Origin of the sequence: Rhizobium oryzicola (assembly GCF_030504645.1) — a bacterium.
GTDB lineage: Bacteria > Pseudomonadota > Alphaproteobacteria > Rhizobiales > Rhizobiaceae > Neorhizobium > Neorhizobium oryzicola.
Window position 1 is genome coordinate 17,547 of record NZ_JAUKWQ010000017.1, and the last position, 11,683, is coordinate 29,229.

An 11,683-nucleotide genomic window follows, 5' to 3' on the forward strand; every position below is an offset into this window, starting at 1 on the left:
AAGTGTTCAATCTGAGATACTATCACTTTTTACGGTATTCGAGTGAGACACGCGGAATGAAAAATGTTCCGCTTGTGCGACGGATGCAGTAAACCCTGCCCGGAATGATGTTCTGAAAGGGTTCAATGCATGTCGAGCCAAACGCCGACGATTGACGAAATTCTGGCACGCGTGCGGGCCGAGACGGCGGTGAAGGAAGTGGAGAAGGCGCCGGAGCCTGGGCGGCGGCAGGGCCTGGGCACCATTCCCTTGGTGGCAGAGCCCGATGACGGCGAAAAGATTCCGCTTGGCCGGCCCTTCTACACGATCGAGGAATTTGCCGCACTCGACGAGGAGGATTTCCTGCGCAATGCCTATCGCGTTCTTCTGGGGCGCGAGGTGGATGGCGTGGGTCGCGGCTATTATCTGCCGGCCCTTCGCCAGGGCCACGTCAGCGTGGTCAGGGTGTTGAGCGCGCTGTCGCGCTCCGTCGAGGGCCGGGCCCGCGGCGTCAAGGTGCGCTGGCTGATGCCGGCTGCGGTGCTCGACCGTGTGACCCGCCTGCCCGTGGTGGGCAAGCTGTTCGAACCCTTCATGCGCTTCATCGTGCGTTCCACCACCACGCAGCGCCTTGCGCTTCTATCGCTGCGACATCACGCGCTGATTCACGAGGTCAATGGCGCGATCTCCGCCATTCGCAAGAACCAGGCGCTGCTGGATGCCGGCCATGTGGAGGTGGACAAGCGCACCACTCAATCCGAACACTGGATGGCGGAAGCGCGCGCCAATGCTCAAGCCTCGAAGAATGCGACCGTCGATGCGCTCGCCGAAATGCGCGCCATCCGTCATGAGGTGGTGGCCCAGCGGGCAGCCCTCGGCGAGCTGATCACCACGGCACGTGCGAAGCTGCCGGCCGAGGATCAGGCAGCCATTCAGGCGATCGAGGATGCCTCCTTCGACAGCCTCTATGTCGCCTTCGAAAACCGCTTCCGCGGCTCGACGGCCGAGATCCTGCGCCGCTCGGAACGTTATCTGCCGATCTTCCGCACCAATCGCCCGGTTGCGGGCGGCGGCGTGGTTCTCGATATCGGCTGTGGCCGCGGCGAATTCCTGTCTCTGCTGAAGCGCAACAATATCGCCACGCGCGGGATCGACCTGAACGGCGCCATGGTGGTCGAGGCGAGGGCGCTTGGCCTCGACGTCATCGAAGGCGATGCGATCGCCTATCTGCATTCGCTGTCCGACAACAGCCTGGGCGCCATCACCGGCTTCCATATCGTCGAGCATATCGGCTTCAAGGATCTCATCAATCTCTTCGACGTCGCGCGCCGCGTGCTGATGCCGGGCGGGGTCATTCTGTTCGAGACGCCGAACCCGGAAAACCTGGTGGTCGGCGCCTGCACCTTCCATTACGACCCGACGCACAACAAGCCGCTCCCGCCCGATTACCTGCGCTTCGTCGCGGAAGCGCGCGGCTTCGAGGAGGCCCGCATCATCCGCAAGGATGAGGATTGCGATCTGAGCCAGCCCGAAAGCGGCTTCACGCCGTCCGAAGTCAATGACTGGTTCCGCCAGCCGGCCGACTATGCCGTCTATGCGCAGAAGCCGTTCGATGAAGCAGAGCAGGGCGGCCAGAACTGATGCGGGTCGGGATTGCCACCGTTCATACGCCCGGCATTCATGGGGGCGCCGAATTTCTCGTGGACGGCCTTGTCGAGGCCGTGCGTGCGGCCGGCCATAGCGTGCACAAGATTTCCGCGCCCTTCTTCTTCGAGCCTGTCGATGCGGCGGCCCGCACCATGGACCAGTGCCTTGGGCAAAATTTCCTGCCCTTTGCCGGCGGGCGCATCGACCGGATGATCTGCCTGAAATTTCCCGCCTATATGATCCGCCATCCGGACAAGCGCGTCTGGCTGCTGCACCAGCACCGCGCGGCTTACGATCTCTACGGCACGCCCTATGGCTGGCTGCCCGGCAAGCCGGAAACCGATGCGCTGCGCGATGACATCATGGCCGGCGACACGGTAAGCCTTGGCGGGCTGGAGCCCGGTTCGGCGCGCGCCGTCTATACGATTGCGGAACGCGTCTGCCAGCGCCTGCGCGATTTCAACAAGATCGAATCGAAGGCACTCTATCATCCGCCGGCCAATTGGCAGGAATTCCGCCGCGAGGAGGCGCTGCCCTATATCTTCGTGCCGAGCCGGCTCGAAGGGCTGAAGCGGCAGGATCTGATGTTGAAGGCGCTGGCCGCCTGCAAGACGCCGATCCAGGCGGTGTTTGCCGGTTCCGGCGGCATGCGCAGCCATCTGGAGGCCATGGCCGAGCAGCTCGGCCTGTCGTCGCGGGTGCGCTTCGTCGGCGCGATCAGCCGCCAAGACATGCTGAATTTCTACGCCCATGCCGCTGCCGTCTTCTTCGGCCCGCTGGATGAGGATTATGGTTACGTGACGCTCGAAGCCATGCTGTCTTCGAAACCGGTTGTTACCTGCCGCGATTCCGGCGGTCCGCTGGAATTCGTTGTCGATGGCGAAACCGGTTACGTGACCGATCCGGACCCGGAGGCGATTGCCGCGGCTTTGGAAAAGTTGGCAGCGGATCCGGCGCTGACTGAGCGGCTGGGGCGCAATGGCCGTGCCCGCTACGAGGCCATGAACATCACTTGGGAGCATGTGGTGGAAACCCTGCTTCAAGACCTGCCAGAGCCGCATTACAGCCACACGGTGCCCACTCTATGAAGATCGCGATTGTTACCCCGCTTCCGGTTCCGCTGGCGCTCGGGGGTGCGGAAAACCTCTGGTGGGGATTGCAGCAGCATTTCCAGGACCATACGGAGCATGATTGCGACATCGTCTCCGTGCTGTCGCCGGAAGGCACGTTCTGGGATCTGATCTCCTCCTACGAGACCTTTTCCAAGCTCGATCTCTCGGCCTATGACTGCGTGATCTCGGGAAAGTATCCGGCCTGGATGGTCAACCATCCCAATCACATCTGCTATATGCTGCACCGCCTGCGCGGGCTCTACGATACCTATCCGGCCAGCCAGCATCATCCAGAGGTGCTGCAGCACCCGAAGCTGCGCAATCTCGCCGAATGGCTGGAGGAGGGGATTTCCAATCCCGATCCGGACCAGATCCCGGAACTGTTCGACCGGCTGCATGCGCTGCGCCAGGCGGATCTGCCGCCTGAGGTGCTGGCCTTTCCCGGCGCCTTCAGCCGCGCCGTCATCCATTTTCTCGACAATGCGGCGCTCTCGCCCATGCGCATCCAGCGCTATGCGGCGATTTCCGCGACGGTCGCCCGCCGCAAGGCCTATTTTCCGCCCGACGTGCCGGTCGATGTGCTCTATCCGCCTCCGCACCGCGACAATTACAGCTGCGGCGAACAGCGCTATTTCTTCACCAGCAGCCGTCTCGACCGCCCGAAGCGCATCGATCTCCTGATCGAGGCGATCAAGCAGGCAAAGACCGATATTCCGCTCTGGATTGCCGGTACGGGTCCTGACGAAGCGCGCCTGCATGCCCTGGCGGGCGATGATCCGCGCATCCGTTTCCTCGGCTATGTGCCTGACGACGACATGCCCGGCCTTTATGCCGATGCGCTGGCCGTGCCCTTCGTGCCTGTCGATGAGGATTACGGCCTGATCACCATCGAGGCGATGAAGAGCGCCAAGCCTGTCCTGACGGTGATGGACAGCGGTGGTCCTTGCGAATTCGTCGAGCATGGCAAGACGGGTTTCGTGTGCCAGCCGCAGGCGCAAGCGCTTGCCGAATGGATGACGCGCCTTGCGAGCGATCCGGATGAGACGCTGCGCATGGGGGAGGCGGCCTTTGAACGGGTCGCAAGCGTTCACTGGGATACGGTTGCCAAGGGCTTGATGGAGATCGTCACGCCGAAGGCAAGATCCCGCAAGCTGCGCCCGAAGCTGACGGTTGCCACCACCTTCAAGGTCTATCCGCCCATGAATGGCGGACAGGCGCGCGTCTTCCATCTCTATCGCAATCTCGCCAAGTCCTACGACATCGACATCGTGGCGCTCGGCTCCACCTCAGATGTGCGCTCGGAAGTGGAAATCGCGCCGGGCGTGATGGAAATCACCATCCCGAAGACCGATGCCCAGGCTGAAACGGAATATCACATTTCCCGCCAGCTGGAGGACAAGCCGGTCAGCGATGTGGCGGTCAATGCGCTGGCAGGCCTGACGCCCGATTACATCGATGCGCTGCGCACCTCTGCACTCACCAGCCAGGCGGTGATCGCCAGCCATCCCTATATGGTCGAAGCCCTTGTCGCGGCCGCCCCCGGCAAGCCTCTCTGGTACGAGGCGCATAATGTGGAGCTGACGCTGAAGACGGCCGTCTTCGGATCGGGCGAGGCGGCCGCAAGCATTCTGCGGGAAGTGGAAAAGGCGGAACGCCAGTGCTGGGTCACCTCGCAGCGTGTCTTTGCCTGCGCCGATCGGGATCTCAAGGAGCTGGAGCGGATCTATGGCCCGACGCGCTCGCGCCTGTCGGAAGTGCCGAACGGCGTTTCGCTTGACGATGTCGCCTATACGAACCTGACCGAGCGCCGGCGCCTGCAGGAGATCGCCGGCATCAGGGGTGGGCAACTTGCGATCTTCATGGGTAGCTGGCACGGGCCGAATCTGGAGGCGGTGGAGGATCTCATTCGCCAGGCGCCGCTTGCGCCGAACACCCGTTTTGTCATCCTCGGCAGTGTCTGCCTTCCCTTCAAGGACCGCAAGCTTCCCGCCAATATGGAACTGATGGGCGCCGTCGACATGCCGACGCGCGACCTGATGATGTCGATTGCCGATGTGGCGCTGAACCCGATGCAATCGGGCTCCGGCACAAACCTGAAGATGCTGGATTATATGGCCGCCGGTATTCCCGTGATCTCCACGCCTTTCGGGGCGAGGGGGCTGAAGATCCGGGGCGAGGAGCATTTCATCGAGGCTCCTACGGAAGACCTGCCCGCGGCGCTGGTGCGCATTGCAGCACTGGACGAGGGGGCTTTGGCGACGATGATCACAGCTGCGCGCCGGCTGGTTGAACAGGAATATTCCTGGTCCGTTATTGCTGACCGTTTTCTGAAGGAGATCGAGGCTTCATCCTGAGGTGAAGCGAAGAGGCACAGGTTTAAAGGTCTGCCGACCATACGGCAGGCTTTTAAATGTTCGCGCTTTGGGATGTGGGGCGCCGAAACGTATTGAAAGTCAAAACTGAATGATTGTCATATAAAATACCTATGAATTTTCATTGCTTCCTTATTATTTAAAAATCTTATGTTGACTGTATTTTCCCTCAAAAATACTCCTTGTCTCCAGTGTGCCTATATCTGGGGGAATTTTATATGGCGACGATTCAGGGGATTTACGTGGCATTGTTCGGCCGCCCGGCCGATCCGACTGGGCTTTCCTATTTCAATACAGTCACGAAGAACGGCGCAGACCTAACGGGTATCGGTGATCTTGCGGGAACGGCAGAATACAAGGAACGCTTTGCCGGCCAGACCAATAGCCAGATCGTCAACTCGATCTATAAATCTCTGTTCAATCGTGATGCGGAGCCGGACGGCCTGAAATTCTTCAGTGATGGTTTGGCGAATGGCACGTTCAATATCAAGAATATTGCTATTGCCATTCTGGATGGTGCGCGCACGACGGATCTGACCATCGTCAACAACAAGATCGCAGCAGCGGACCTCTTCACGAAGTCTCTTGATAATGCCACCAAGATCGACAGCTACAAGGGAACGGCTGCAGCTGTTATCGGCCGCAATTTTCTGATCAATATCGGGGCTGATACCAAGATTGTACAGAGCGATGCCGACAAGGCCGTATCGAGCCTGCCTGCGCCGGCCGCACCGCTTCCGGCCGTCCTGGGTCAGGCGGTCCAGCAGGATATGCTGACGGCACTCAATGTCAGCAGCATTTCTGATCCGCTGTTCAAGTCGCAATGGTATCTGAAGAACAACGGTGACCGCGGTCCCTCTGCCGGGCTTGATGTCAACATCACCGGCGCCTGGGCGGATGGCTATACCGGCAGGGGTATTCGTGTCGCCATCAATGATGATGGTATCGACCTCAACCACGCCGAGTTCGCCAATAACCTCCTGAAGAACCTGACCTTCAATTCGATCAACAAGGTGACGGGTGCGAATGCCTATGGCGCCGGAAATGGTTATACGCCGGCAGCCGACGCCAACGAGCACGGCACGGTTGTCGGTTCGATCGTCGGCATGGCCGCCGATGGCAAGGGCATGGTCGGCATGGCGCCGAATGCCACGCTGATTTCGGGCCTCGCCGTTGCGCAAGGGGCCGATGTTCCGGCCCTTTTCAACTACATGACGACGGTCGGCAAGGTTGACGTCTCTGTCAATTCCTATGGCGCGGATCCTGCCTTTTCGGAAAACTTCCTGCCGCAGTCGCCGAACGACGTGGATCGCACCTACCTGGCTGCCATCGAGAACGCCGGCAAGCAAGGTCGTGGCGGCCTGGGAACGGTGATCGAGGTTTCGGCTGGCAATAAGGGCCCGGAAAAGGCCGATGCGGCCATGACCGGCACGACCAACAACAAGTATATCATCACGGCCGGCGCCATGGATGAGATGGGCAACAAGGCCAGCTATTCCACACCCGGTGCGTCCGTTCTGGTGTCGTCCTTCGGCGGTGAGAACCCAAATGGCAAGGACCAGTCGGACAATTCCGGTTTCGGCATTGCGTCCGCCGATATCAGCGGCTCCTCGCTCGGCTATAATAAGACCAGCGTCGCCAATGGCGACTACGCCTTCCAGAACACCGGCACCTCCTATTCCGGTCCGATGGTGGCTGCTACCGCCGCCCTGATGCTGCAGGCCAACCCGCTGCTCGGCTTCCGTGATGTCGCCAATATTCTGGCGCTGACCGCCCGTCCTGTTGGCACCACAAACAATTACATCCAGGTTGGTGGCAATCTGGAAAACTTCGGCGGGCTGCAATTCTCTCGTGATGTGGGCTTCGGCCTGATCGACGTGACGGCTGCCGTGCGTCTTGCCGCGTCCTGGACCGATACGGCCAAGACGGCCGCCAACTGGGTCAGCAGCGAAGCCAAGAGCGGAACGGGCGCTGCCACGATCAGCAGCACCGGCATTTCCGTGTCCGCGACGCTGACGAAGAATGTCATCATCGAGCGCATGGAATTCGATCTGACGATCGATACCAAGGTCTCCAGCGACCTGAAGGCGGTCATTACCTCGCCCACGGGGACCAAGATTACCCTGTTCGATGGACCGATGACCAATGATGACGGAACGTGGCCGGGCACCTTCCAGGTGGGCGCGACTGCCTTCTTCGGCGAGCAGAGCGCCGGTACCTGGACGCTGCAGCTGATCGACAAGAACACCGGTACTGTTGCACAGTACAAGGATCTGACGGTACGTGCCTGGGGTTCGGATGTCACGGACGACAACCATTATGTCCTGACCGATGCCTTTAAGGGCACCAAGACCGTGACCGATACCGCTGGTACGGATCTCATCGATGCGGCCGCCGTCAGCACGGGTGTCACGATCAACCTAAATGCGGGCCAGACCTCCACGGTCGCAGGCGGAACTTTCACCATTGCCGCCGGTACGCAGATCGAAAATGCCTTCGGCGGCGCTGGCAAGGACACGCTGATCGGCAATGATCAAGGTAATATTCTGCGCGGCAATGGTGGCGCCGATACGCTGACGGGCAATGGTGGCGCCGACATCTTCATGTATGGCAAGGCCAGCGAATCCACACCGCAGGCGGCCGACACCATCACCGACTTCACGGTTGGGACGGACAAGATCGATGTGCGCCTGATCGACGCGGATCTGAAGTCTGCCGGCAAGCAGGATCTGAAGTTCATTGGTCAGGCAACGACCTTGCAGGCCGATAGCCTGGCCTTCAAGTATGATGGCGGCAACACCATCGTCTTCGGCGATGTCGATGGCGATACCAGCACCGTCGACTTCCAGGTGGTTCTTCTGGGCCAGAAGGCCTTGACGGCGTCAGACTTCCTGGGTGTGACGGCCCTCGTCGCCTGAGCAGGTTAAAGCTTCGACATGCAAAGGCCACCTCGAGCAACCGGGGTGGCTTTTTTTGATAAAGCCGTGCCGCCCTGGATCGGCTTAGGCTAGAGCTGCTAAGTCAAGGATGTCAGCAAAACTGGAAGATTTGTCCAAGACGGTGTAGATTATGATCATGAACCGTCAGGACGCCATTTCATCGCTGAGCCGCTACGCTGATGCTGTAAAGGCCATGGGCGCGACTTCGCTTTATCTTTATGGCTCCACGGCCCGGGAAGAGGCGCAGGTGGCCAGCGATCTCGATCTGTTCATCGACTACGATCCGGCGAGCCGTTTCAATGCCTTCCACTTGGTCGGCATCAAGCAGTTTCTGGAAGACGAACTGCATGTACCCGTGGATCTGACGACCCGGGACGGGCTGCATCCCCGCTTGCGCCACCGCATCGAACAATCTGCCGTGCGCATTTTTTGATGCCCCGGGAGTTTCGTCATGCCATGGATGACATGCTGGAAGCCATTGCGGGCATTCAGGCGGCTGTAGCAGGCAAAACGCTCGAGGATTACCGTAAGGAGTGGATTCTTCGGCATGCTGTCCAGCGAGGGATCGAGATCATTTCCGAAGCGAGCAGAGCCATTCCGGAGGATATCCAGCAGTTGCAGCCGGAGGTGCCTTGGAGAAGTGTTCGTGGCATCAGCAATGTCCTGCGCCACGAATATCACGGCCTTTCAGACCGGATAATCTGGGGCGTCATTGTTGATGAGCTACTGCGTCTCAAGCATGCCCTTGAGGCGATTTTCGAACAGGTTGGTCCAGGCCCCGATTAGAGGCCTTTCTCGCGGCTATTACGAGGCTGCGCGAGACACAATCTCTAACAATAATTGTTAGAGATTGTGAAGCGTGTTATAAGCATCCCATGAAAGCTTCAAACATGCGAACGCTCACCGTATCCTTGACGCCGCACCAGGCAGCGATGATGGAAAGCGCAGTCCAAAGCGGCGGCTATGCTTCCAACAGCGAAATTGTCCGCGATGCCTTGCGCCTATGGGAGCAGCGCGAGGAACTACGCCGGCTCGAAATCACCCGTTTGAGACAGGCCTATGAAGAGGGCAAAGCCAGCGGTGAGGGACGCGAAATCGACATGAACAGGTTCCTGACCGACTTGAAGGCCGAAGCCCGCACCCGTGGCTAAATGCGTTTTCAGTCCCCGCGCCGAAGAAGATCTTCGCAACATCTGGCGCTCCATTGCTCCGGACAATGCGCGAGCTGCCGATGCGCTTTTGATCCGGATCTTTGAGAAAGCCGAATTGGCGGCCGAGCATCCGCATATGGGCGCCGCTCGCCCTGAGATCAGCGCAACCGCGCGCATTCTCATAGAGGGGCGTTACATCATCATCTACGACCCGATGCCTGATGGCATCTTTGTCGTCGCCGTGGTTTACGGGTCTCGCGATGTCGAGAACTGGCTCGACTGACACGCAAACGTCACCCCCGCGTCACGGTCATCTCGGAAGGCAGGTAGATGCGGCCGTCAAAGGTCTGCTTGCTGGCATTGGCGACGTCGAAGATCAACGCCAGGTCTCGCCACTCGTAATTCTCGCCGATATGGTTCTCACCACCGACCAGCGCCAGCGCAACCGAATAGGTACCGGGGCCCAGATCGGCCCGGAAGCGGACGGCAAATTCCACCTCTTCGCCGGCCTTGATGCCTTCCAGCGCCTGGCCGCTGTAATAGGTATTGGTGCCGTAGAGCGTCTGGCCGAAACGGTCCTTGATGGCATAGCCGAAGACCAGCGTTTCCACATTCTCGTTTGCCCTGGCCTTCACCTTGATGACGGCTTCCGCCGCCACATCCAGCGTATCGATCTCGCGGCCGTCGATGTCCTCGAGATGGGCGTTGACGATGGACACCTTGCGCGAACCGGAACTGGTGCGCACGCGGCCATCTTCCTGCGTCTCTGTCTCGATCGGGGTGGCATCCTTCTGGCCGAGCAGGGCGTTGTAATAGTCGAGCACGCTTTCGGGATCGCCGTCCAGCGCCACCGCGCCCTCATGCAGGAGGATCGCCCGGTCGCAGAGGCTGAGCAGCGCCATGCGGTCATGCGAGACCAGGATCAGCGTCGTGCCGAGCCTTCGGAAATCCTTGATCTTGTCGAAACTCTTGTGCTGGAAATAGGCGTCGCCCACCGAGAGCGCCTCGTCGACGATCAGGATATCCGGGCGAAAGGCGGTCGCGACCGAGAAGGCAAGCCGCATATGCATGCCGCTCGAATAGACGCGCAGCGGCTGGTCGAAATAGCTGCCGAGTTCGGAGAAAGCCTCGATCTCGGGCATGACGGATACGATCTGCCCATGCTGGTAGCCCATCAGGCCGAGCGCATGAAAGACGTTCTGGCGGCCGGTATAATCAGGGTTGAAGCCCATGCCGAGTTCGAGGATGGCGGAGATCTTGCCCGACAGCGAAATGCGGCCTTCGCTTGCCCGCATGGTGCCGGTGATCAGCTTCAGGAGCGTGCTCTTGCCCGCGCCATTGCGTCCGACGATCGCCAGCGCCTGCCCGGCTTCCACGTCGAAGCTGATATCGCGCAACACCCATTTGTCTTCACTGCCCCTGACATGGCCGGAAAACCAGCCGAGCACGCGGTACATCTCATGGCGATAGCGCCTAAAAACCTTGCCGACCTTGTCGACGGACATGACGACCTGGTTCATAGCACATCCACCATTTCGGGGCTCGCCTTGCGGAACAGGAAGAGGCCGAGGCCGATAAAGACGACGGCAATCAGGAAGAGAATGCCGAGCACGGCAAAATCCGGCCTTTGGTCATAGACCATGATGCGGTGGTAATTCTCCACCAGCCAATAAAGCGGGTTGATGCGGATGATGCTCTGGAAGGCAGGCGGCAGGATATCCTTCACATAGACGATCGGCGTCATCCAGAACAGGAACTGGATGACGATCGGCACGACCTGGCCGATATCGCGCATGAAGACGTTCAAGACACCGAGCGTCACGCCGATGCCTGCGGCAAGGGCGGCATTCACGACAAGCAGGACCGGCAGCCACAACAGGTTCAGCCCGACCGGAAAGCCGGTGAGCAGGAAGACCGCCAGCAGTACGACGAAGAAGATCAGGTTGTTGATGATTGAGCTGATCACCACCACCAGCGGCAAAGCGATGCGCGGAAAGGATATCTTCTTCAGGACATTGCCGTTTTCGATGAAGACGCCGAGATTGCGCGTCATGATCTCCACGAACAGCAGCCAGCCCTGGAAGCCCGCCATCAGATAGAGCGCATAGGAGAATTTGTTCTCAATGCCCGGCAGCCGCTGCGACATGATCGAGGACAGCACGAAGGCATAGGTGACGATCTGCGCAAGCGGCGCAATCACCAGCCACAAAAAGCCGAGCCGGCTTCTGGCGACACGGCTGCGGAAATCCGCCTGCACGGAGGTCACGATGAAATAACGGTAGTCCCAGATCGCATTCAGCATGGTGCGTAAGGTCTCATCTAGAGCATTTCCGGTAAACTCCGGATCATTCTGACGGAGCGATTTTGTGACGAGATCAAGCCGAGACACGAAGGGCATATCCCTTGATACGGTCGAGTGGCGCGGCGCTGATATCGGTGCAAAAGCGCCCGTCCCTTCGGGTTTCCGATTGGCGGACGCCCGA

General features: G+C 59.8%; 10 protein-coding genes. 8 read left to right on the forward strand and 2 right to left on the reverse strand.

Features of this window, described 5'->3' with window-relative positions; translation table 11 throughout:
- Positions 1 to 129: 129 nt before the first annotated feature.
- From Q2T52_RS26190 to Q2T52_RS26225, 8 genes are all read left to right on the forward strand, one after another.
- Positions 130 to 1,620, forward strand: a complete 1,491-nt coding sequence (locus Q2T52_RS26190) for a class I SAM-dependent methyltransferase (RefSeq protein WP_302079859.1) — start codon at positions 130 to 132, stop codon at positions 1,618 to 1,620.
- On the forward strand, positions 1,620 to 2,714 hold the full coding sequence (locus Q2T52_RS26195; protein ID WP_302079860.1) for a glycosyltransferase family 4 protein: 1,095 nt from the start codon (positions 1,620 to 1,622) through the stop codon (positions 2,712 to 2,714). The genes Q2T52_RS26190 and Q2T52_RS26195 overlap by 1 nt, the downstream gene beginning before the upstream one ends.
- Entirely contained in the window at positions 2,711 to 5,092 is a 2,382-nt protein-coding gene (locus Q2T52_RS26200) for a glycosyltransferase family 4 protein (RefSeq protein WP_302079861.1), read from the forward strand. The genes Q2T52_RS26195 and Q2T52_RS26200 overlap by 4 nt, the downstream gene beginning before the upstream one ends.
- 236 nt (positions 5,093 to 5,328) lie before the next feature.
- Positions 5,329 to 8,028 carry a S8 family serine peptidase gene (locus Q2T52_RS26205; RefSeq protein ID WP_302079862.1) on the forward strand — a complete coding sequence of 900 codons (2,700 nt, stop codon included), beginning with the start codon at positions 5,329 to 5,331 and terminating at the stop codon, positions 8,026 to 8,028.
- Between the two features lie 157 nt (positions 8,029 to 8,185).
- Positions 8,186 to 8,482: a nucleotidyltransferase family protein gene (locus Q2T52_RS26210; protein ID WP_302079863.1), complete on the forward strand. Its 297-nt coding sequence runs from the start codon at positions 8,186 to 8,188 to the stop codon at positions 8,480 to 8,482.
- A 23-nt stretch (positions 8,483 to 8,505) separates the two neighbouring features.
- The gene (locus Q2T52_RS26215; RefSeq protein WP_302079864.1) at positions 8,506 to 8,835 is read left to right on the forward strand and encodes a HepT-like ribonuclease domain-containing protein; all 330 of its coding nucleotides are present in this window, start codon (positions 8,506 to 8,508) and stop codon (positions 8,833 to 8,835) included.
- A 104-nt stretch (positions 8,836 to 8,939) separates the two neighbouring features.
- A complete protein-coding gene (locus tag Q2T52_RS26220; RefSeq protein WP_302079865.1) occupies positions 8,940 to 9,200 on the forward strand; it encodes a type II toxin-antitoxin system ParD family antitoxin in 261 nt (86 codons plus the stop codon).
- A complete protein-coding gene (locus Q2T52_RS26225) occupies positions 9,193 to 9,483 on the forward strand; it encodes a type II toxin-antitoxin system RelE/ParE family toxin (protein ID WP_302079866.1) in 291 nt (96 codons plus the stop codon). Before Q2T52_RS26220 ends, Q2T52_RS26225 begins: the two co-directional genes overlap by 8 nt.
- 10 nt (positions 9,484 to 9,493) lie before the next feature.
- On the opposite strand, the gene Q2T52_RS26230 is transcribed toward Q2T52_RS26225, so the two are convergent.
- Entirely contained in the window at positions 9,494 to 10,720 is a 1,227-nt protein-coding gene (locus Q2T52_RS26230) for an ABC transporter ATP-binding protein (RefSeq protein WP_302079867.1), read from the reverse strand.
- The gene (locus Q2T52_RS26235; RefSeq protein ID WP_302079868.1) at positions 10,717 to 11,589 is read right to left on the reverse strand and encodes an ABC transporter permease; all 873 of its coding nucleotides are present in this window, start codon (positions 11,587 to 11,589) and stop codon (positions 10,717 to 10,719) included. The genes Q2T52_RS26230 and Q2T52_RS26235 overlap by 4 nt, the downstream gene beginning before the upstream one ends.
- Positions 11,590 to 11,683: the final 94 nt, after the last annotated feature.

What these genes read in the sequence shown, in the direction of transcription:
- Q2T52_RS26230 (WP_302079867.1), bottom strand. Translation starts at nt 10,720, where the DNA reads ATGAACCAGGTCGTCATGTCCGTCGACAAGGTCGGCAAGGTTTTTAGG.
- Q2T52_RS26205 (WP_302079862.1), top strand. Translation starts at nt 5,329, where the DNA reads ATGGCGACGATTCAGGGGATTTACGTGGCATTGTTCGGCCGCCCGGCC.
- Q2T52_RS26215 (WP_302079864.1), top strand. Translation starts at nt 8,506, where the DNA reads ATGGATGACATGCTGGAAGCCATTGCGGGCATTCAGGCGGCTGTAGCA.
- Q2T52_RS26220 (WP_302079865.1), top strand. Translation starts at nt 8,940, where the DNA reads ATGCGAACGCTCACCGTATCCTTGACGCCGCACCAGGCAGCGATGATG.
- Q2T52_RS26190 (WP_302079859.1), top strand. Translation starts at nt 130, where the DNA reads ATGTCGAGCCAAACGCCGACGATTGACGAAATTCTGGCACGCGTGCGG.
- Q2T52_RS26210 (WP_302079863.1), top strand. Translation starts at nt 8,186, where the DNA reads ATGAACCGTCAGGACGCCATTTCATCGCTGAGCCGCTACGCTGATGCT.
- Q2T52_RS26200 (WP_302079861.1), top strand. Translation starts at nt 2,711, where the DNA reads ATGAAGATCGCGATTGTTACCCCGCTTCCGGTTCCGCTGGCGCTCGGG.
- Q2T52_RS26195 (WP_302079860.1), top strand. Translation starts at nt 1,620, where the DNA reads ATGCGGGTCGGGATTGCCACCGTTCATACGCCCGGCATTCATGGGGGC.